This is a genomic window from Aeromonas sp. CU5 (assembly GCF_002586745.1).
GTDB classification, from domain to species: Bacteria; Pseudomonadota; Gammaproteobacteria; order Enterobacterales; family Aeromonadaceae; genus Aeromonas; species Aeromonas sobria.
Genome location: NZ_CP023817.1, coordinates 1,311,339 through 1,333,757, shown reverse-complemented (window position 1 = coordinate 1,333,757; position 22,419 = coordinate 1,311,339). Strand labels below are relative to the sequence as shown.

At 58.0% G+C, this 22,419-nt stretch carries 17 protein-coding genes; 14 read left to right on the top strand and 3 right to left on the bottom strand.

The window, feature by feature from the left end:
- The first annotated feature begins 383 nt into the window (after positions 1-383).
- The 3 genes from CK911_RS05965 to CK911_RS05955 are packed head-to-tail and all read left to right on the top strand — an operon-like array spanning position 384 to position 5,133.
- Positions 384-2,306 (top strand): PrkA family serine protein kinase, encoded by a 1,923-nt coding sequence (locus tag CK911_RS05965; protein ID WP_042023831.1) that lies wholly within the window; start codon positions 384-386, stop codon positions 2,304-2,306.
- Between the two features lie 25 nt (positions 2,307-2,331).
- Positions 2,332-3,603 (top strand): YeaH/YhbH family protein, encoded by a 1,272-nt coding sequence (locus CK911_RS05960; protein ID WP_098969317.1) that lies wholly within the window; start codon positions 2,332-2,334, stop codon positions 3,601-3,603.
- A gap of 9 nt (positions 3,604-3,612) precedes the next feature.
- Positions 3,613-5,133, top strand: coding sequence for a SpoVR family protein (locus tag CK911_RS05955; RefSeq protein WP_068978805.1), 1,521 nt, complete (start codon positions 3,613-3,615; stop codon positions 5,131-5,133).
- Positions 5,134-5,305: 172 nt separating this feature from the next.
- On the opposite strand, the gene fadJ is transcribed toward CK911_RS05955, so the two are convergent.
- A complete protein-coding gene (gene fadJ, locus CK911_RS05950; RefSeq protein ID WP_098972477.1) occupies positions 5,306-7,453 on the bottom strand; it encodes a fatty acid oxidation complex subunit alpha FadJ in 2,148 nt (715 codons plus the stop codon).
- On the bottom strand, positions 7,453-8,763 hold the full coding sequence (gene fadI / locus CK911_RS05945; RefSeq protein WP_098969316.1) for an acetyl-CoA C-acyltransferase FadI: 1,311 nt from the start codon (positions 8,761-8,763) through the stop codon (positions 7,453-7,455). The genes fadJ and fadI overlap by 1 nt, the downstream gene beginning before the upstream one ends.
- 194 nt (positions 8,764-8,957) lie before the next feature.
- On the opposite strand from fadI, the gene CK911_RS05940 reads away from it, so the two are divergent.
- From CK911_RS05940 to CK911_RS05890, 11 genes are all read left to right on the top strand, one after another.
- Positions 8,958-9,908 carry a MoxR family ATPase gene (locus tag CK911_RS05940; RefSeq protein ID WP_098969315.1) on the top strand — a complete coding sequence of 317 codons (951 nt, stop codon included), beginning with the start codon at positions 8,958-8,960 and terminating at the stop codon, positions 9,906-9,908.
- The gene (locus CK911_RS05935; RefSeq protein ID WP_098969314.1) at positions 9,899-10,801 is read left to right on the top strand and encodes a DUF58 domain-containing protein; all 903 of its coding nucleotides are present in this window, start codon (positions 9,899-9,901) and stop codon (positions 10,799-10,801) included. Before CK911_RS05940 ends, CK911_RS05935 begins: the two co-directional genes overlap by 10 nt.
- Entirely contained in the window at positions 10,786-11,325 is a 540-nt protein-coding gene (locus tag CK911_RS05930) for a DUF4381 domain-containing protein (protein WP_098969313.1), read from the top strand. The genes CK911_RS05935 and CK911_RS05930 overlap by 16 nt, the downstream gene beginning before the upstream one ends.
- On the top strand, positions 11,322-12,314 hold the full coding sequence (locus CK911_RS05925; RefSeq protein WP_098969312.1) for a VWA domain-containing protein: 993 nt from the start codon (positions 11,322-11,324) through the stop codon (positions 12,312-12,314). Before CK911_RS05930 ends, CK911_RS05925 begins: the two co-directional genes overlap by 4 nt.
- Complete coding sequence (locus CK911_RS05920; protein ID WP_098969311.1) at positions 12,305-13,756, top strand: VWA domain-containing protein; 1,452 nt, start codon at positions 12,305-12,307, stop codon at positions 13,754-13,756. The genes CK911_RS05925 and CK911_RS05920 overlap by 10 nt, the downstream gene beginning before the upstream one ends.
- A gap of 20 nt (positions 13,757-13,776) precedes the next feature.
- Positions 13,777-15,288 carry a BatD family protein gene (locus CK911_RS05915; RefSeq protein ID WP_098969310.1) on the top strand — a complete coding sequence of 504 codons (1,512 nt, stop codon included), beginning with the start codon at positions 13,777-13,779 and terminating at the stop codon, positions 15,286-15,288.
- Between the two features lie 13 nt (positions 15,289-15,301).
- A complete protein-coding gene (locus CK911_RS05910; RefSeq protein WP_042023850.1) occupies positions 15,302-15,901 on the top strand; it encodes a sigma-70 family RNA polymerase sigma factor in 600 nt (199 codons plus the stop codon).
- Positions 15,894-16,667 carry a DUF3379 family protein gene (locus tag CK911_RS05905; RefSeq protein WP_098969309.1) on the top strand — a complete coding sequence of 258 codons (774 nt, stop codon included), beginning with the start codon at positions 15,894-15,896 and terminating at the stop codon, positions 16,665-16,667. Before CK911_RS05910 ends, CK911_RS05905 begins: the two co-directional genes overlap by 8 nt.
- A 386-nt stretch (positions 16,668-17,053) precedes the next feature.
- Entirely contained in the window at positions 17,054-18,379 is a 1,326-nt protein-coding gene (locus CK911_RS05900; protein WP_098969308.1) for an outer membrane protein transport protein, read from the top strand.
- Between the two features lie 252 nt (positions 18,380-18,631).
- Complete coding sequence (locus CK911_RS05895; RefSeq protein WP_098969307.1) at positions 18,632-19,891, top strand: OmpP1/FadL family transporter; 1,260 nt, start codon at positions 18,632-18,634, stop codon at positions 19,889-19,891.
- A 116-nt stretch (positions 19,892-20,007) separates the two neighbouring features.
- Entirely contained in the window at positions 20,008-21,234 is a 1,227-nt protein-coding gene (locus CK911_RS05890; protein WP_098969306.1) for an EAL and HDOD domain-containing protein, read from the top strand.
- On the opposite strand, the gene CK911_RS05885 is transcribed toward CK911_RS05890, so the two are convergent.
- Positions 21,227-22,390, bottom strand: coding sequence for an acetyl-CoA C-acyltransferase (locus CK911_RS05885; RefSeq protein WP_098969305.1), 1,164 nt, complete (start codon positions 22,388-22,390; stop codon positions 21,227-21,229). The genes CK911_RS05890 and CK911_RS05885 overlap by 8 nt on opposite strands.
- Positions 22,391-22,419 lie beyond the last annotated feature (29 nt).

Here is a 22,419-nt window from a genome sequence, read left to right as displayed (position 1 = left end):
ATAGAGCTTTAACACCAAACAGATCAATTGACGTTAACGTGCACGTAATGATGATTTTGTTCATAATGGCGTTAGCCGTTGTCCCCACTGATTTTCCCTTCTCGCCGTCTCACTCACGCAACAAGTTTCCACTCCCTGATAAACATTTATTTTTTATGTCTTTGACATTTACCTCACTATCGTGGCAAAAATAATTTAACAGTCAGTAACATAGCGGTGTTGTTGACTGACCCGGCCCGCACAAGGAACGAGCTGGTTTCTTCAGAATTTAACCAATCCACCGTGATGGACTACTGGGTGCCGTTGACTAGTCTTTAACTAGGCACCACACAACAACAGTGTTCCACTTTTTCAGGGTAAGCGACTATAACGAGGGCAAAGTTATGGGCATATTCGAGCATTACCAACAGCGATATGAGAAAGCAAGGGAAGAGGAGTACACCATTCAGGAGTTCCTGGATATGTGCAAGCAGGACAAAGCCTGCTATACCTCCGCAGCAGAACGTCTGCTGACCGCCATCGGTGAACCTGAGATGGTAGATACCTCTGCCAACCACCGACTGAGCCGCCTGTTCTCCAACCGTGTCGTGGCACGCTATCCCGCATTCAAGGATTTTTACGGGATGGAAGAGGCCATCGAACAGATTGTCTCCTACCTCAAACACTCCGCTCAGGGGCTGGAAGAGAAGAAGCAGATCCTCTATCTGCTGGGTCCCGTTGGCGGCGGTAAATCCTCGCTGGCAGAGAAGCTCAAATCACTGATGCAAAAGGTACCTATCTACCGCATCAAGGGCTCACCGGTTAATGACCATCCCTTCTGCCTGTTCGACATTGAAGAGGATGGCGAGATCCTCGAAAAAGAGTACGGCATCCCGCGCCGCTACCTGCGCCCCATCATGTCCCCCTGGGCAGCAAAACGGCTGCACGAGTTTGGTGGCGACATTACCCAATTCAAAGTGGAGAAGGTCAATCCTTCCATCCTCGATCAGATCGCCATCGCCAAAACTGAACCGGGTGATGATAACAACCAGGATATCTCCTCGCTGGTCGGCAAGGTGGACATCCGCATGCTGGAGCACTTCGCCCAGGATGATGCCGATGCTTACTCTTACTCCGGTGCGCTGTGCAAAGCGAACCAGGGGGTGATGGAGTTTGTCGAGATGTTCAAGGCGCCCATCAAGGTGCTGCACCCGCTGCTGACCGCCACCCAGGAGGGGAACTACAACGGCACCGAAGGGCTCTCCGCCCTCCCCTTTGACGGCATTCTGCTGGCCCACTCCAACGAGTCCGAATGGCAGCAGTTCCGCAACAACAAGAACAACGAAGCCTTCCTCGACCGGGTCTACATCGTCAAGGTGCCTTACTGCCTGCGCGTGTCGGAAGAGGTGAAGATCTACGAAAAACTGCTGATCAACAGCGAGCTGACCGAGGCCAAATGTGCGCCGGGCACCCTCGAACTATTGGGCCAGTTCTCGGTACTGTCACGGCTTAAAGAGCCGGAAAACTCCAGCCTCTACTCCAAGATGCGGGTCTATGATGGCGAAAGTCTCAAAGACACCGATCCCAAGGCCAAGAGCTATCAGGAGTACCGTGACTACGCCGGTGTGGATGAAGGGATGCATGGTCTGTCGACCCGTTTTGCATTCAAGATCCTCTCTCGCGTCTTCAACTTTGACCACGCTGAAGTAGCGGCCAACCCGGTGCATCTCTTCTATGTACTGGAGCAGCAGATTGAGCGTGAGCAGTTCCCGCAAGAGCTGCACGATCGCTATCTGGAGTTCATCAAGGGCTATCTGACCCCACGCTATGTGGAATTTATCGGCAAAGAGATCCAGACCGCCTATCTCGAGTCGTATTCAGAATACGGTCAGAACATTTTCGATCGCTATGTCACCTACGCCGATTTCTGGATCCAGGATCAGGAGTACCGTGACCCCGAAACCGGCCAGCTGTTTGACCGTTCGTCGCTCAACAGCGAGCTGGAAAAAATTGAAAAACCGGCCGGGATCAGCAACCCGAAAGATTTCCGTAACGAAATCGTCAACTTCGTGCTGCGTGCCCGGGCCAACAATGCAGGCCGTAACCCCAACTGGACCAGTTACGAGAAGCTGCGCACCGTGATCGAGAAGAAGATGTTCTCCAACACGGAAGAGCTGCTGCCAGTTATCTCCTTCAACAGCAAAACCTCAGCCGAGGAGCAGAAGAAGCACGATAACTTTGTCGAACGGATGATGGAGAAAGGCTACACCCGCAAACAGGTGCGACTGCTCTCCGAATGGTATCTCAGGGTACGCAAGTCATCCTGACCCTGCCGTGGTTCAAGGGGGAGTTATGGCGCATTTTATCGACCGCAGGCTCAACGGCAAAAACAAAAGCGCTGTCAATCGGCAGCGCTTCATTCGCCGCTACAAGAAGCAGATAAAACAAGCGGTCTCGGATGCTGTCTCCAAGCGCAGCATTCAGGACGTAGACAAAGGCGAGAGCATCAGCATCCCGACCAAGGATATCGGTGAACCCCATTTCCATCAGGGGCAAGGCGGTAAACGGGAGATGGTGCATCCCGGCAATGATCAATTCGTCTCCGGCGACAAGATTGACCGCCCCAAAGGAGGGGGTGGCGGACAGGGTTCCGGCGAGGGACAGGCATCCAATCAGGGGGAAGGGGCCGATGATTTCGTGTTCCAGATCTCCAAGGATGAGTACCTCGATCTGCTGTTTGAAGATCTGGAACTGCCACGACTGCAGAAAACCCAGCTCAACCAGCTGATGGAGATGAAAACCTACCGGGCTGGCTACACCTCCAATGGCGTACCCGCCAACATCAACGTGGTGCGTTCCCTGCAAAATTCGCTGGCACGCCGCATGGCGTTGCAAGCGGGCAAGAAACGTCAGCTCCATGAGCTGGAAGATCGGCTGGCCCTGCTGGCCACCGATCCCAACGAACACTTTGCCGAAATCGCCCAGCTTGAGAAGGAGATCAGAGAGCTGAAACGGCGGATCAATGCGGTGCCGTTTATCGACACCTTCGATCTGAAGTTCAACAACTTCGTCAAGCGGCCGGTTCCCTCCAGCCAGGCGGTGATGTTCTGTCTGATGGACGTCTCGGGTTCCATGGATCAGGCCACCAAGGAGATGGCCAAGCGTTTCTATATCCTGCTCTATCTGTTCCTGAGCCGGACCTACAAGAACGTCGAGGTGGTCTATATCCGCCACCACACCCAGGCCAAGGAGGTGGACGAACACGAGTTCTTCTACTCCCAGGAGACCGGCGGCACCATCGTCTCCAGTGCGCTAAAGATGATGAACGACATCATCAACGAGCGTTATCCGGCCAATCAGTGGAACATCTATGCGGCGCAGGCATCCGATGGGGACAACTGGGCCGATGACTCACCACAATGCAAGGAGATCCTGGCACGGGACATCATGCCGCGAGTGCGGTACTACTCCTACATCGAGATAACCACCCGCGCCCACCAGACCCTGTGGCACGAGTATGAGTCGGTGGCCAGCCAGTTCCCCCACTTTGCGATGGAACACATTCGCAAGGTTGAGGATATCTATCCGGTGTTCCGTGAACTGTTCAAGAAACAAGCGGCGTGAGGAGGTTCTATGATCGAAACCGAAAAAAGAGTTGCGCCACTGGATGACGGACCAGACTGGAACTTTGAACTGCTGGAAACCTACCACCAGGAGATTGCCCGGGTCGCCCGATCTTACAAGCTCGACACCTATCCTAATCAGATCGAGGTGATCACCGCCGAACAGATGATGGATGCCTACTCCAGTGTCGGTATGCCGCTGGGTTACCAACACTGGTCATTTGGCAAACGCTTTATCCATACCGAGCGCAACTATAAGCGTGGCCAGATGGGGCTGGCCTACGAGATCGTCATCAACTCGGATCCCTGCATCGCCTATCTGATGGAGGAGAACACCATGCCAATGCAGGCGCTGGTGATGGCCCACGCTTGCTACGGCCACAACTCCTTCTTCAAGAACAACTATCTGTTCAAGGCGTGGACCGATGCCTCCTCGATCATCGACTACCTGCTGTTTGCCAAAAAATACATTACCGAGTGTGAAGAAAAACACGGTATTGATGCAGTAGAGCGGTTGCTGGACTCCTGTCATGCCCTGATGAACTACGGGGTGGATCGATACAAGCGGCCCCAGAAGATCTCGATGGCAGAGGAAAAACGGCGCCAAAAAGCACGGGAAGATTACCTGCAAACCCAGGTCAACGAGCTATGGCGCACCCTGCCCAAGCAGCATAAAGCGGCGGGGGTCGAGGACAGACGCTACCCTGCCGAGCCCCAAGAGAACATTCTCTACTTCATCGAGAAGAATGCCCCCTTGCTGGAGCCCTGGCAGCGGGAAGTGGTGCGCATCGTACGCAAGATCAGCCAATATTTTTATCCGCAAAAGCAGACCCAGGTGATGAACGAGGGGTGGGCTACCTTCTGGCACTACACCATCCTCAACCACCTCTATGACGAGGGCAAGCTGAGCGATAGCTTCATGATGGAGGTGCTGCACAGCCACACCAACGTGGTCTATCAACCGGCCTACAACAGCCGCTACTACTCGGGGATCAACCCCTATGCGCTGGGATTTGCCATGTTTACCGACCTGCGCCGCATCTGCGAGAACCCGACCGAGGAGGACAGATACTGGTTCCCCGATTATGCCGGCAGCAACTGGGTCGAAACCCTCCATTTTGCGATGCAGAACTTCAAGGACGAGAGCTTTATCAGCCAGTTCTTAAGCCCGAAGGTAATGCGAGATCTGAAGCTGTTCGCCATCGATGACGACGACCTGAAGAACTATCTGAAGGTCTCTGCCATTCACAATGACGAGGGGTACCGTCAGGTGCGCAATACCCTGTCGGCCCAGTACAACCTCAGTAATCTGGAGCCCAATATTCAGGTCTACAACGTGGCTGTGAAGGGTGATCGCTCCCTCACCCTGCGCTACGTGCCCCACAACCGTATCCCCCTTGGCGACTCGCGCCATGAGGTGCTCAAGCACCTGCATCAACTGTGGGGATTCGATGTGGTGCTGGAGCAGGATAACGGTGATCTGCCTGCGGATATCATCGGCCGCTGCCCGGAGCGAAAACCGGGGATCTGACCGGTTATCTGATCTCTCAACGGCTCACTTCGGTGGGCCGTTTTTTATCTGCTCTCCACCACCTTGCGTGTTTTCTCTGCTCAGATCACGGCCGCCGACACCACACATGCAATAGAAAGAGGCCCGCACTGTATGCGGGCCTCTTTGCCTTGCGATCAATCTGCAGCAGCTATCAGTAGAAGGTTTGCTGCTCTGCGGCCATCGCCTTGAGGCGGGCACAGGGAGCAAACCGGTCGCCGTGGCGCTTCTGGTAATACTCCAGACGGCCGACCAGATGATCGATCCCGAGCGTGTCCATGTAGCGGAACGGGCCGCCGAGGAAAGGTGGGAAACCGATGCCGAAGATGGCTCCAATATCGCCATCACGGGCCGAGGCCACCACACCACTGTCCAGCGCCATGGCGGCTTCGTTGAGCATCAGCAGCACACAGCGCTCGGCGATCTCCTGACGGGCCAGCTTGGCGGAAGGTTTGATGCCGAGCACGTCATAGACGCTCTCATCCACCGTCTTCTTGCCCTCTTTGCCGGTGAGGCGGTTACGCGGAGCCGCCTTGCCGTAGAGGTAGAAACCCTTGCCGTTCTTGCGCCCCTTGCGATCGTTTTGCAGCAACTTGTCGAACGCCTTGGGTGCCTGGAACTGTTCGCCGCCCAGCTCTTTTTCGAGAATGGGGGAGATCTTGGCACCCACATCGATCCCCACTTCATCGAGCAATGTGATGGGGCCAACCGGGAAGCCAAAGTCCAGCAGTGCGCTGTCCAACACCTCCACCGGCTCCCCTTCCAGCACCAGTCGCGCCGCTTCATTCATGTAGGGCGCGAGTATGCGGTTGACGTAAAAACCGGCTTCATCTTTCACCACGATCGGCGTTTTGCCTTGGGCGCGGGCAAAAGCCAGCGTGGTCGCGACCGTCTCGGCACTGGTGCCGGCGTGGGGGATGATCTCCGCCAGCGGCATCTTGTCGACCGGGCTGAAGTAGTGCAGCCCCACGATCCGCTCCGGGTGCGCCGCCTCTGCCGCAATCTGGTTGATGGGCAGGGAGGAGGTGTTGGAGGCAAACACGGTGTGCTCACCGCACTCGCGCTCCACATCCTTCACCATCTGGTGCTTGAGCGCGAGATCTTCAAACACCGCCTCCACCACCATATCGACCCGGTGAAAACCGGAGTAGTCGAGGGTACCGGTCAGCAGGCTCATCTGCTTTTCCAGTTCGCTGCGCAGGATGTGACGACGCTTGAGCTTCTTGGCCAGAATGTCGTAGCTGTAGCGCATGGCATTGCCGACACCGGCGCTTGCCACATCCTTGATCCGCACCGGCACGCCCGCCTTGGTGGCGGTGACGAACGCAATGCCGCCCCCCATCAGCCCACCGCCCAGCACGGCGGCATGGGCCACCTTGCGCGGCTCGGCCCCCTGATAGGTAACCTCTTTTTTCATCTCGGTGGTGGCAAAGAAGATAGAGCGCAGAGCGGCAGATTCCGCCGTCATCACCAGCTCGCCAAAGTGGCGGGATTCGGCGGCCAGACCGGCCTTCATCCCCTCCTCTACGCCGATGCGCACAACGTCCAGGATCCGCTCCGGCGCCGGGTAGTTGCCACGGGTCTTGGCTTTCACCCCCTTGCTGGCCTGATCGAACAGCACCTTGCGACCCAGCTTGTTGGTCTCCAGCACCTTGCCCTGCAGATCCCGCTTCAACTGATGGCGCGGTTTGCCCTTCTTGGCCAGCTTGATGGCAGCATCCAGCAGGATGGAGGGCGACACCACATCGTCCACCAGCCCCAATTTCTTGGCTTGTTTGGCACGCACCTGCTTGCCGGTCAGCATCAGATCCAGCGCCTTGGCCACCCCGATCAGACGTGGCAGACGTTGGGTACCGCCAGAGCCCGGCAACAGACCGAGCTGTACTTCCGGCAAACCCAGCACGGTTTTGCCGTGATCGGTCACCACCCGGCCATGACAGGCCAGCGCAAGCTCCAGCCCGCCACCGAGGCAGGGGCCGTGAATGGCGGCGATCACCGGAATGGTCAGCCCCTCGATCTCGGCAAAGATTTCCTGCCCTTCCCGTGACAGGGTCTCGGCATCCTTGGCACTAGTGCAGGCGGCCAGCATGGTGATATCGGCACCGGCAATGAAGGAGTCCTTCTTGCCGGAGGTGATCACCAGACCGATCAGATCCTTGTTGCGTTTCACCTCGGCCAGCACGGTGCGGATCTCCTCCACAAAGGCAGCCTTGAGGGTATTCATGCTCTCGCCCGGCACATCCATGGTGAGGATGCCGATGCCATCTTTGCGAACATCCAGGGAAAAAGTCTTAGCGCTCATCATTCAACCTCCAACACCATAGCCACGCCCAATCCACCCGCCGCACAGGCGGTGTTGAGCCCCAATCCCCCACCGCGACGACGCAGCTCGTGCAGGGTCTGGGTGATCATCCGCGCACCGGTCGCGGCAAAGGGGTGGCCATAGGCCAGCGAACCGCCGAGGACGTTGAACTTCTCCATGTCTACCTCGCCGATGGCCTGATCGCGGCCCAGCTTGTCACGGGCAAACTCGGTGCTTGCAAACATTTTGAGGTTGGCCAGAGTCTGGGCGGCAAAGGCTTCGTGCATGTCGATCAGAGTCAGATCGCTGAGCGTGATACCGGCTCTGTCCAGCGCCAGCGGCGTGGCATAGGAGGGGCCCATCAGCATGTCTTGCCACACATCGATGGCCGAGAAGGCGAAGCTGCGGATATAGCCAAGCGGTTCGAGGCCCAGCTCTTTCGCCCGACCTTCCCGCATCAACAGCACGGCAGCGGCGCCGTCAGTGAGCGGGGTGGCATTGGCAGCAGTGACTGTGCCATGAACCCGGTCAAACACCGGTTTGAGCTTGGCGTAGCTCGCGAGATCCGAGCTTTCACGGATATTGTTGTCCCGCTCCAGCGGTGACTTGTAAGGCGGTACATGAGCGGTAAACACCTCGCCATTCAGCTTGCCATCAGCCCAAGCCTGCGCGGCCAGGGTGTGGGAGCGATGGGCCAGCGCATCTTGCGCCTCGCGACTGATATGGTGGCTCTTGGCCATCTGTTCGGCCGTCTGCCCCATGGAGAGGCCAGTGGAGTATTCCGCCACGGCAGGCGGCACCGGCAGCAGATCCTTGACTCGCAGTTGACGCAAAATATTGAAGCGCTGTTGCAGATTGCGCGCCTTGTTGAGATCCACCAGGGCGCGAGCCAGCGTCTTGCTCACCCCGATGGGCAGCACGGAAGAGGAGTCGGCGCCGCCGGCGATGGCGATATCCACCGTACCGGCCATGATGGATTCGGTGACGTTGGCCACCGCCTGAAAACTGGTGGCGCAAGCGCGGGAGACGCTATAGGCATCAGTGGCAATGCTCATGCCAGTGCCGAGCACGATCTCGCGGGCAATGTTGGGAGCTTCCGGCATCTGCACCACTTGGCCAAACACCAGCTGGTCGATAAGCTTGGGATCGAGATCGGTACGGGCGAGCAGCTCGCTCACCACCAGTTTGCCGAGATCGACTGCAGGCACGCCATGAAAGGCGGTGGCCTGCTTGGCAAAGGGGGTGCGCAGCCCCGCCACGACGGCAATCCGTTCGCCCTGGCGAGTCGTCAGTTTCAATGGCTGTTTCATCCTGGCTCCTTGGTTAAACGCAAAGATTAAAAGGCAGAGGTCTGACCTCATTGCGCCATATCTTAACAATCCAATCACAAGTTTCATACGACTGATTGAAACTAAATTAAGCGCGGCAAGGCCCCTTTGCTCGCCCTTGGGGTACATCTGGAGTATAAAAAGATCAACTTCCATAAAAACAACGGGTTTATCGCATGGCAGCGGCAGAATTCAGCGCGCTTAGGGACTATCTTGGCAGTCAGATTCTGGGGCAGGAGGAGCTCATCGAAGGGCTGCTGATCGCCCTGTTATGTGAAGGACATGTGTTAATCGAAGGGGCTCCCGGGCTTGCCAAAACCCGCGCCGTCAAGGCACTCGCTGGCGCCGTCGAGGGGCGCTTTGCCCGTATCCAGTTTACCCCCGACCTGCTCCCCGCCGATCTCACCGGCAGCGAAGTGTTTCACCCGCAAGATGCCAGTTTTGTATTCCAGCCCGGCCCCCTGTTCAACCATCTGGTGCTGGCGGACGAAATCAACCGGGCACCGGCCAAGGTGCAATCAGCACTGCTGGAAGCCATGGCCGAGCACCAGATCACCGTAGGCAAAAAGAGCTGGCGGCTACCGCCCCTCTTTATGGTGGCCGCCACCCAGAACCCCATCGAGCAGGAGGGGACCTATCCCCTGCCGGAAGCGCAGCTCGACCGTTTTCTGCTCAAGCTGATGGTGGATTACCCGAGCCCCGCCATGGAGCTGGCCATCTTGCAACTCAACGCCAGCGGTGAACAGCTTGGCGCTGCGCCGGTGACCCTGAGCCAGGCCACCTTGCAAGGTGCCCGCAGCGAAGTGCTGACGGTCACCATGCAGAGCAGACTGGAGCACTATCTGGTGGAGCTGGTCTGTGCCACCCGCCCGGGCAGTGGTCTGTGCCCTGCCCTTGAGCCGCTGATTGCCGTGGGGGCCAGCCCTCGGGCAACGCTGGGGCTGGCCCGCTCAGCCCGCGCCCGTGCCTGGCTTGCCGGGCGTGACTATGTGCTGCCGGAAGATATCCAGCTGCAGGCCTATCCGGTGCTGCGCCACCGCCTTATTCCCAGCTATCAGGCACTGGCTGACAATCTGGATAACGATATCCTGATCGCCCAACTGCTGGATCAGGTGCCATGCCCCTAGATCCCAACCAGCATCCCGACATCGCCCTGTCGCTGCCACGGCTGCTCAATATCCGACTCTGGGCCAACGCGAGGACCAGACCAAGAGCAGGCAAAAGCAGCAGCGAACGCGGCAAACCGGGCCGTTCCCCCGGGCTCACGTTTCGGGAGCTGCGTGCCTATCAGGCGGGTGACGAGGTACGCCATATCGACTGGCGGGTGACCGCACGCCTCGGGCGCCCCTATACCCGCCTCTATAGCGAGGAGCTGGATCAGGCGCACTGGCTGCTGCTCGATCTCTCTCCCGCCATGTATTTCGGCTCCACGCTGCAGCTCAAGGCGCGTCTCGCATGCGAGCTGGCGGCAGCCCTGATCTGGCAAGGGGAAAAGCAGCACAACACCCTGATCTGCCACGGACTTGTTTCACATCGCCAGAGCCAACGCGGCAGCGTGCTTCCCCTGCTCGAATCTCTCTGCCATCACTATCAGCAAGGGCTGGCACGACGGGCACTCTCTCACTCGCTGGCCGACACCTTGGCTAGCGTGAAGCTGCCCCATGGTGCCAAACTGACGCTGATCACCGACCACAGACCCTGCGAGTCGGCGCTATGTCAGCAGTTGCAGCTGCTCTCGCGGCGCCACGATATCCACTATTGGCAGATCCGCGATCCCCTTGAGGCAGCCCTTCCCCCTGACGGCCAGCTGCCAGTGACCATCGATCGGCCCGGGCAGCACTATCAGGGCTGGCTGGATGGGGGCCATGCCGGTTTCTCCCGCCGCTACCAGCAAGCCGCCGAACAGCAGCTGGCCCACGGCAAGCAGCAGTTGTTGCCGCTGGTACAGCGCCTCTATCTGCTGGATAACAGTCAGACGCTGCAACAACAGTGGCAGGAGGGGTTATGTCATCAGGGGTGATCGCGCCAACGGATCTCGACAGTGCCAGTCCCGCCTCCGAGGCCATGACCGCGCAGTTGGCCGCCCTGATGCGGGACATTCACCCGGGACCTGATCTGATTGAGCAAAGTCTGGACCCCAGAATACAGGCGTTATTGTGGCTCCTGATCACCGGTTTTATTCTCCTGCTGATCGTCCTGATTGCCCAGAGGGTAATACGTTACCGCCGCTGGTGCCGCCAGCTGGAGGGGGATCCGGCGCTACTGGTGCCACACATACAGGAGGCCCTGCGCCATGAAGCGCTGCAACGCTGGCCCGAGGCGCGCCAGTTGCAGGGAGAGGCGTGGCTCGCCTTCGTCGATCGTCACGGCGGCAGCGATTTCAGCCAGTTTTCCCATCACTGGAGCAGTTGGCTCTATGGCAGCCAGAGCCCGACTCGCGAACAGTGCGAACTGCTGCGGCAAGATTATCGCCGCTGGGGCCAAACCCTCTTCTTGCAGCGCTCTCCCCGCTCAGGGCGTAAAGCCGCGCGGAGACATCCATGATCCTGGCCTGGCCTTGGTTCGCACCGGCACTGGTGCTGCCCTTGCTGGTGCGCTTCGGCTTGCCGCCCCTGCGCCGTGGTTATCTGACTCACCCCGGGTTTGCCCTGTTGCGCCCTCACGCCGGATTGCCGCTCTGGCGCGCCATGCTGCTCTGGTGTGCCCTCATCTTCGCCCTCTGCCGCCCCCAGTGGTGGGGAGAACCGGTTATCAGATATGAAGGGAGCCGGGATCTGCTGATCGCGGTGGATCTCTCCGACAGCATGCGCACCCCGGATATGCTCGACAACGGCGAGCAGCAAGCGCGGCTGACAGCGGTGCGCCAGCAGATCAAGGCATTGATCGCCAAACGGGCCGGTGACAGGGTGGGCATTATCGTCTTTGCCGATCACGCCTACCTGCTCTCTCCCCTTACTCAAGAGATCCCGGCGCTGCTGACCTTGAGCGACGAGCTCGATTTTGATCTGGTCGGCCGCACCACCGCCCTTGGTGAGGCCATTTTGCTGGCACGCCAGCATGGAGACCCTGGTCGCCCGACCGCTCTGCTACTGGTGACCGATGGCCGCAATACTGCAGGCAATGCCGACCCGCAGCAGGAGGCCAAACTCGCCGCAGCGCAGGGAATACGGATCTATACGCTGGGGGTTGGGGCTGATCCCGATACCTTTATCCAGCCCTACGATGAGGCGGGCAGTGGTCAGGCCGATCCCAGCAGCGAACTGGACGAGCCGCTGCTTAAAGAGCTGGCGCAGATCGGCAAGGGGCATTACTTTCGGGCACGCACCCAGAGCGATCTCGATACCATCAACGCGACCCTCAATACCCTTGAACCTGCCCCCATGCCCGTTGCCCACTACCAGCCGGTGATCGAGCTCTACCCTTGGCCGCTGACACTGCTTGGTGGCTTGCTGCTTCTGCCGGCAGGGCGTGGCAGGCTGGAGTTGCGCAAGGTACGTAGCTGGCTGGCCCGAGGCGCGCGCAGATGGAGCTGATCTTGTTGCGGCCCCTGTGGCTAATCGCAGTCATCCCCTGGCTCTGGCAAGGGTGGCGCCGTCGTCGCCAGCCTCCTCTGCTCGCGCCAGCCATGCACGCTTATCTGCTGCCAGCATCCCGCCCTCAACGCCCCTGGCTTTGGTTGGCAACCCTGCCCGTCATTTTGGCCCTGAGCGGACCGGCACTGCGCGGTGAGTTGCAACAGCAGCCTGCAGCGCCGCTCGATATCTGGCTGCTGGACTTGTCACGATCGATGACCGCCACCGATCTCAAACCGGATCGGGCGACCCGGGTCAGATGGCAGTTGCAGCAACTGCTGAGCCGCGCTCAGGGCGAACGCATTGCGCTGATCCTCTACGCCGGTGATGCCTACCTCGCCATGCCGCCCACCCGGGATCATCAGGCCCTCGCGTTACTGCTGCCCGACTTGCGCCCCGATATCATGCCGCTGCAGGGCAGCAACCCGGCACGGGCCATTGAACTTGCCATGAAGCAGCTGGCCGCCGGTGAGCAGGCGCGTCTGCTGCTGATCACCGACGACCTCACCACGAACCAGATGGAACAAATTAGCGCCTTGTGGCCCTGCCAACAGCGCCTGCTTTGCCGCGACACTCAACCGGCTCGCCTCGATATTCTGCTCGCCAGCAGCGGCCAAGCGGCCTCCGTGCCCGCCATTCCAGCCAATGAGCTGGGGTTTGCTACCCGCTTGCCCGCACAACTGCCTGCCCCCGATCGTCAGGCCATAGCCGCGCTGGCCAATCGCCTCGGCGGTGAGCTGCAGTGGCTTGGCAGCGACGCGCCGCGCTTTGCGCCGCTGCCCGCCACTAGCTCGGCCCTCACCCCGGCGCCACTCGATTTGGGCCCCTGGCTGCTGATCCCCTTGTTACCGCTGGCCTTGCTGGCCAGAGTCGGCGCCCGGCTGATGGTGGCGCTGATGCTGGGATGGCAACTGCTTGCGCCGCAAGATCTGCAAGCAGTTGAGAGGGGCGAGCAGCAAGCGATGCAGGATTATCAACAGGGGAATTTTCAACAGGCCGCCCGCACTTTCGACGATCCGATCTGGCGCGGCAACGCCTGGTATCGGGCCGGAGCCTACCGGCAAGCCATCGCAGCCTATCAGCAAGCAACGAGCGCCACCGCCCACTACAACCGCGGCAATGCCCTGCTGCAACTGGGGGAGTTTGCCGCAGCCAAGGAGGCCTATCTGGCCGCCCTGGCGCTGGAACCCGGCCATGAAGATGCGCTCTATAACCTCTCTCTGTTACAAGGCGGAGCGGCCGCCGCTCCCGATACCAACAGCAGCAAGCAACCCGAACCATCAGCTGATCAGCAGGCAACGGCAATGCCCCTGCCACCCTCTCCCCCGGTGTTGCTGCTGGAACAGCGACTGCGCAAAGAGGCGCTGCGCCGGGATCTGATCAAGGTGGAGGAGCCCTGGTGACGCGGGCAGGATGGGGACTGTTGCTCGCACTGGCGAGTCCGCTTGGCTGGGCCCTGCCCCCCCGGGCAGAGCTGCTGCCGGGGGCCGACCCCAGCGATTGGCTGCTGATCATCGAAGCGGATGGCGAGCGCCAGAGCAGCGAGCTGGAGATCACACCCTTGCTGCGCCAGTTTGCGGTGGGCAGAGTGACCATGAGCCGGGTCACTACCCCGGTACAACAACTGACTCGCTGGCAGATCCCGCTGCACCAGAGCGGTTCACCTGCCAATACAGGGGTGGTGATTGCCCCGCTCAAACTGGGAAATGAGTTCACCCCTTCGCTCACCCTGCCCATGCGTCAGGCGAGTGCAGCGGCACTGCCGCAGCCCGCAGCCCCCTCGCCCCTCGAGATGCAGGCAAGCCTTGACCATCAGGGCCCGCTCTATCCCGGCCAGCCGGTGATCTATCGGCTGATCCTCTGGCTGCCCATCAGCATGCAAAACCCGGGACTGAGCGAGCTGAGCTCCACCCACTTCACCATCCGTCGCCTCGGCAGTGATGAGTGGATCGCCCCCGCTCAGGCTGGACTGCCCGGCAGGCTCACCCGCAGCTGGCTCGTTCAGGCAAAAGCAGCGGGGCTCTGGCATATCGACTCCCCCCGCTTGCAAGGCCAGCTGATACAGCAAGGGAGCAACCCACAGCGACTCTCAGCCAGAGCGGCACCTCTTGCGATACGGGTAGACAAGGCCCCCGCCACTGCGGTGGCATCCCGCCTCACCCTGACACAACGACTGGAACCCGGCACCTCCACAGAGGTGGGGGAGCCGCAGATCCGGATCCTGACCCTGACTATGGAAAATGGCGATGGCAGCCAACTCCAGCTTGCCCAACTGATGGCTCATCAGCTGCCAACCGGGGTGCAGGCCCATCCCGATGGCGAGCAGCAACAGGAACGCTATCGCGAGGGAACACTGCTGTTTGAACGGGAGTGGCGTCAAACTCTGGTCGCAGAGAACAGCGGCAAGTATCAGCTCCCCCCCATTGCGGTGCCCTGGTTCAGCACCCAAAGTGGCCGGATTGAGCAGGCCAGTCTGCCGGCTATCGACCTGACTGTCCTCGCGACGGCTCGCCCACAGCCAGACAGTCAGCCGCCACAGATCCCTAGACCAGAGAGCCTCTGGTGGGTGCTGCTAGCGCTAGCCCTTCGTGCCGTCCAGCGCCACGGACCACGCTGGTACGCCTTCTATCGACTGCAACGGGCACTGGCCCGGCGTCAACCAGAGGCAAGCCGCAAGGCGCTGATCCACTGGGCTACCTTGCGCTGGCAGGTTCCCTATTATCAATTAGGCCAGTTGCCCGGAGCTGGGCATAATCGGATCAGCAACGCGCTCGGCGAACTCGAGCGAGCCTGTTTTTCACCACCCTCTTCTGGCGAGCCCATCGAGTGGTGCGCTCTGGCGCATACCCTCAGGGCTCATGAAACCGCTGGTATTGCGCACCTGATTTCCCTGCTGGCGTACAGGGGTTCCCGCTCCCGCCGCCACGCCCCCTGACAAGGATTACCCCATGGCTCTGCTGTTTTTTAGCAAAAAACGCGCTCAACAGCATATGGGTGGAAATGATCCGGCCACTGCGCCGGTCTCTACTCCTATGGCTGACAAACAAACCAAATTTGAAGCTCTGGTCCATGCGCTGCACGGGGATCTCTACCGGTATGGCTACTGGCTGACCCGGGATCCCAGCGTGGCGGAAGATCTGGTGCAAGAGACCTTCCTGCGCGCCTGGAAGGCGATCGACACCCTGCAGGATGACAAGGCGGCCAAGGGGTGGTTGATCACCATTCTCAGACGGGAGAACGCCCGCCGCTTTGAACGCAAGCAGTTCGATTTGGTCGATCTCGATGATTTCCCGCAAAGTGATCCTGACGCCTTACACAGCGAGCAGGAGATGGAAAACGAATGGCTGCGCCGTCACATCACCCGCCTGCCAGAGGAATATCAGGAGCCACTCCTGCTGCAAGTCGTAGGGGGATTCAGTGGTGAGGAGATCGCCAAGATGCTCGGCCTGAACAAAAATACTGTCATGACCAGACTGTTTCGCGCCCGCAACCAGATCAAGGAGGCGATGGAGCAGAAGAACCAAGCAAGAGGACACGGACATGGATGAACTCGAATTTCGCCGCAACGCCATGATCCAGCCCAACGATCAACAGCCGGACTTTCTCAAGACTGCCGATGCCAGCCAGGCCAATCGCCACTACCTCGACGAGATGAAGCAGTTCGACCGCGCCCTCAAGGGTGCCATGCAGGTAGACGTCCCCGCCGGATTGGCCGAGCGGATCCTGCTCAAACAAGCCATGTTGCAAGATACGCCCGATGACAATATTCATCCCCTGAACAGCGCCAAAACATTAGCCAGCGATCGGACGCCGTCCCCCTGGCGCCAGATCGCCATGGCGGCATCGGTGGCCTTCTTGTTGGGGATGAGCACTCGCTGGATCAGCCTGCCAGAAGCGCCCCCCACCGCCCGATCCCTCGCACAAGTGGCCATGGCCCATGTCTATGAGGAAGCGCCCTTTATCCAGGGAACGGATGAGAGGGTCAACTTGTACAGCATCAACAGCAAGATGGAAAAATACGGGGCAACACTGAGCGAGATGAATGGACTTAACGTCACCTATGCCAATCACTGCTCGTTTTACCAGGGGCCGGCCTTACACATGGTGATCCAGGGGAAGATGGGGCCCATTACCCTGTTCTTGGTGCCCAAACATGTCCCCCTCACCCTGCAACAGGCCAGCTTTGAAGATGGCACCCTCAAAGGGGAAATCGTCCAACTCAAAGGGGCCAACATGGTGCTGATTGGCGAGATGAAAGAGTCCCTCGAACCTGTTGCCACGGCACTGCAGTCACGCTTGCACTGGGCCATTTAACAAAGCTTGACAGCCCCTGAATGACAGGTGGCGGTGGTAAGCCGCTGCCTGTTATCTCCCCTTACACCCCTTTACCGCTGATTTGCCTCAAAATTTCGAAAAATCAGTAAAATTATTTTTGTGACTAGGATCGGTTATCTCGGTCAATAATCCCCCGTTACCCCTTGAAAGTGATGAATTAAACAGCAAGTTAAAACAAATGATTAACACATTAGTCACTTTTATGTATTCTGCTGTCACTGGTCTGATTTCTTACCTCCTACCAGATCCATAGAATCGAACCAGAATTGACAAGAAGAAGCTGAAATAAAAACGGATTTTGCCGTGATCTGCACCGGACGTGCAGCCTTCATTGGCAAAAAAATCTGCCTACAAGAGAGAACTCCATGACGACAACTATTTTCAAGAAGAGCCTGATTGCCGCCACCATCGCACTGGCCACCGGTCAAGTCCATGCTGCGGCATTCCAGTTGAACGAGCACTCAGCCTCCGGTCTGGGTCGCGCCTATGCAGGCGAAGCAGCCATCGCCGATAACGCCTCCGTGCTGGCCCGTAACCCGGCAGCCATGATGACGTTTGACAAAATGGCGGTCTCCGTCTCCGGCACCTATATCAAGCCGGATGTGGATGTGGATGGAGCCCTATACGCAGGCCCTAACAAAGCGGCGCCGGCAAGCGAAAGTGGCATTGCTCCAGCAGCCTTCGTTCCCGCCTCCTACTTTATTCAGCCGCTGAATGACCAGTGGGCTTGGGGTATTGGCCTCTTCTCCAACTACGGTCTCTCCACCGAGTACTCCAAAACCTTCCCAGCCGGTGCCGGTGCCGGCGATACCGAGTTGATGACGTTCAACATCAACCCTAACATTGCATATCGTATTAATGAGCAATTTAGCATTGGTGCAGGTATTAATGCTGTTTACGCACAAGCAGAATTGAATCGTTATGCTGGCGTGCTATCTACTCAGCCCCCGTTAAATAAAGTTCCGGGTATTGGTTATGACACCAACATCAGTAGCCTGAAAGGGGACACATGGGGCTTTGGTTGGAACGTTGGTACTCTGTATGAAATTAACGAAAATAATCGCTTTGCCCTGACCTATCGCTCTCAGGTTGATCTGAGCTTTGATGGTGACTTCCAAGGTTCTGCGGCCGGTCTTCAGACAATCCAAAATGGTAAGCCTGTATTTAAAACCGTTGATGGCAATTTGAAACTGGATCTGCCAGCTCAGGCTGAGTTTGCCGGTTATCATCGTCTGAACCAGCAGTTTGCCGTCCATTACTCAGTCAACTGGACCGACTGGAGCGCATTTCAAGAGCTGAAAGCCACCAGTGGTGCTTGTAATGACGGCACACTAGGTCAGTGCCTGCAAAAAGATGAGAAATTCAAAGACGCGATGCGTTACTCCATCGGTGGTACTTGGTATATCAATCCAGCTTGGGAAGCGCGTCTGGGCTTTGCCTATGACAACAGCCCGATCGAAGCTGAGTACCGTAGCTTGAGTATTCCCGACTCAGACCGTATCTGGTATAGCGCTGGTGCCACCTACCATTTCAACCAAGATATGAGTCTGGACTTTGGTATGACATATATCGATGGGAAAGAGGTGGATGTTAACGAAGGTATCCCAACTCATAACAGTCCTCTTCGCTGGAAAGGTACTTCCCATGGTGATGCCTACCTAGCTTCTGTTGGCTTCAACATGAAGTTCTGATGATTGACCGATTTGAAAGAGCGCCGCCAGGCGCTCTTTTTTTATCCGCAAAACCCATTTCAGCGCACACATGTAGCACACACGTGTTTATTTTTCTTTTTTAATCAAGCTATTAGAGTGCATCATCCCAGCATTAAATCTTGTTTTATCCAGATACCGGCCATTACCGTTGCCTTACTGGTCATACCATATAAAATCCTGCCTCCATTCATATGACCTATTGAACCTTCGGGTAACAGCAAGGATTTTGCCATGCATCCCATCATCAAACCGTCCGCAATCGCCCTGCTGGTGATCGCGGGTCAGACCCATGCCGCCGGGTTCCAGCTGGCTGAACAGTCCGCTACAGGTCTGGGACGCGCCTTTGCCGGTGAGGCCGCCATTGCGGATAACGCCAGCGTGCTCTCCCGCAATGCGGCTGCCATGACCCGCTTCGATCAGATGGCGCTGTCTGGCGGTGCCATCTATGTCAGTCCTGACGTCAATATTGAAGGCAACACCCGCTTGCCGACAAAAACCGGCATCGTCACTTCCGATGCAAGTGCACATGATATAGCCGCCGCGGCCTGGGTTCCCAACGCCTATCTCATCATTCCACTCAATGAGCAGTGGCGCCTCGGCTTCTCGGCTACTTCTTACTATGGTCTTGGCGTCAAGATGCCGGATAACTACAGCGCCGGCCACTTTGGCAATGTCTCTGATATCAAGACCATGGATCTGGGTACCTCACTCGCCTATCGCATTAATGAGATGTGGTCGGTGGGGGCCGGAATTTCGGCCATTCAGGGCGAAGGCGAGGTGGGTGGCACCTTCCCCTCCCGTAACCTGATCGCGAAACATCTACAAGGTGATGGCTGGGCATGGGGCTGGAATGTCGGCACCTTGCTGGAGTTGTCCGAGCAAACCCGGATCGGCCTCTCCTACCGTCACGATGTCACTTTGACGCTCTCGGGGAACGCTATTGTAGGCCGGCCCAATGCTGACGGCTCCGTTACCGAGCTCAGAGATACCGGCAGTCTGGATCTACCATTGCCCGCGACGGCAGAATTGGCGGCTTTCCATCAGCTGACTGACAAGCTGGCTCTCCACGGCAGTCTGAACTGGACCAACTGGAGCAAATTCGTTCAGTTGGAAGCTGATCTTAACAATTTGCAGAGCATGCACATCAAGGATGAGCACTGGGAAGATAGCTGGCGCTATGCCGTCGGTATGACCTATCAGGTCACGCCCAAGTGGCAACTGCGATCCGGTGTGGCCTATGACGCAAGTCCGGTGCCAACCGATCGTCGCACCATCTCCATCCCGGACGCCGATCGGATCTGGTACAGCCTGGGGATGGGGTATCAGTTCACACCCAACCTGACCGTGGATCTGGGGCTGACCCTGATCGATGGCAAAAAGGTGGATGTCACTGAAAAAATGGAGCTGCTACCAGGTATCACATCTACCTTCCAGGGCACTTCCGAAGGGGACGCCTGGCTGGCTGGTGCACAATTGAGCTATCTCTTCTAAATTCCTTCCCTGCAGAAAAACACTATGCCAATTATTGCCTTACTCCATAAGGTGAGCACTGGCATAGTGTTCTGCTACACCATAAACTCAACCCAGTACCCATACTGGAGCAAGGCATGTATTCCTACGTAGCAAGACAGCCAATACTCGATAGAGACCTCAATACTTATGCCTATGAGCTGCTCTTTCGCGATAGTCTGAATAACGTCTTCCCTGGTATCTCCTCCCAGCAGGCGACTTCGCGTCTGGTGGTCGAACAATTCCTGCAACAGAACATCGATCAGCTGCTGGGTGGCCTGCCCTGCTTTATCAACTTCCCTCACTCACTGCTGTTGGAAGGCTTGGCAGAGTGCCTGCCGCCCGAAAAAGTAGTGATCGAAATTCTGGAAGACTCGCCGCCGGATGATGCGTTGCTGGAAAAGGTGAAACAGCTGCACAAACTGGGTTATCAGCTGGCGCTCGATGACTTCACCATGTCGCCGGATTGGGAGCGTTTTCTCCCCTTTATCCATATCATCAAGTTTGATTTGCGGGCCACGTCGTTGCTGATGATCAAGGTGTTTATCCAGCGTCATACATCACTTGGATTAACCTATCTGGCAGAAAAAGTGGAGGACAAGGCCGAGTTCGAACGGGTCAAAAACATGGGGATCCAGCTGTTCCAGGGCTTTTTCTTTAGCCGCCCAGAGATGGTCAAGCAGGCCACCATGGCACCAGCCCAGGTCGTGGTGATGCAGTTGCTCAATGTGGTCAACGAAGCCGATCCGGACTTTAACCGGATTGAACAGTTATTGAGCCAGGATGTGTCCCTCTCCCTCAAGCTGCTACGCTACGTCAACCACCTCAAAGGACAGAGCAACCCTATCTCCTCGTTTCGCCAGGCAGCCATCTACCTCGGCGATACCCAGCTAAAACGTTTTGTTTCGCTGATCGCCACCACCAGTGCAGGTAAGGGTAAGAGCGCCGAGCTCTACCAGATGTCGCTGATCAGAGCTCGTTTCTGCGAGCTGCTCGCCCATGCCCATGCCCCGGCCCAGCAGTCACAACAAGCCTTTATTACCGGCCTTTTCTCTTTGCTGGATGTGTTGATGGAACAACCCATGGACAAACTACTGGGGACTATCCCCTTAGTCGAAGATATCCGGCTGGCGTTGCTGAAACGCCAAGGCAACCTCGGTTTTTATCTCGCGTTTTGTGAAGATTATGAAAATGCCAACTGGTCGCGGATCACCGCCAAGACAGCACAGTTAGGGCTCAATGAGGACAAAGTGAGTCACCTCTACCTGACGGCAACCGCCTGGGTCAATGAACAGTGGCAAGCAATGACGGCCCCGGTTAAATGACTTCGACTGCGATGGCGGTCGCCTCCCCGCCACCGATACAGAGGGTAGCCACCCCCCGACGCAAGCCCCCTTGTCTCAACGCAGTGATCAGCGTCACCAGAATGCGCGCGCCGCTCGCCCCCAGCGGATGCCCCAGCGCACAAGCCCCGCCATGCACATTGACCTTGTGATGAGGAATGCCACAACCGCTCATGGCCAACATGGTGACCATGGCAAAGGCCTCGTTGATCTCGAACAGGTCCACCTCGTCCACCGACCAGGCCAACCGTTCAAGCAAGCGTGATATTGCGCCAATAGGTGCAGAGGTAAACTCGGCGGGCAACGCAGCATGGCTCTGATAACCGACAATCCGTGCCAGCACCGGTATCTGCCACGCGCGCGCGGTGGCGCCATCCATCAAGATCAGCGCCGCCGCGCCATCCGAGATTGAGCTCGAATTGGCAGCGGTGATGGTTCCGCCCTTGCCAAACGCCGGTTTCAAGGTAGGTATTTTATCCGGTCGCCCCTTGCCCGGCTGTTCATCTTCGGCCAGCAACAGCTGGCCATCGCGATAACATGGCGCCAGCTCCATGGCAAAAGAGCCCGCTTGTTGCGCCTGACGAGCCCGTTGCAACGATGCCAGAGCAAACGCATCCATGGCGCTACGGGTTAGCCCGGCATGATCCGCACTGTGCTGGGCATGTACGCCCATCAGCTGGCCATCATAGGCATCCTGCAAGCCATCAAGAAAGAGGTGGTCCAGCACCTGTTGATGACCCATCCGAAAGCCGCTGCGGGCATTCTCCAGCAGATAGGGGGCGCGGCTCATGCTCTCCATTCCGCCCGCCACCACCACCCGGTTATCTCCCAATCGAATGGAGTCTGCCGCCAGCATCACCGCCTTCATGCCTGAACCGCACACCTTGTTGACCGTGGTGGCGGGTACACTATCAGGCAGCCCCGCCTTCAACAGCGCCTGTCTGGCAGGTGCTTGGCCCATCCCTGCAGCCAGCACGTTACCCATGAACCCTTCATCGATCTGTGCAGGATCAAGCCCGCTTTGAGTCAGTGCCGCCGCAATGGCGCAAGCGCCCAACTCAGGGGCCGTCATCGCTGCCAATGCCCCCTGAAATGCCCCCATGGGGGTACGCTTTGCCGCCACAATCACAATATCCATCTGCGAATCCCTCCTTGTTACATGGCAAT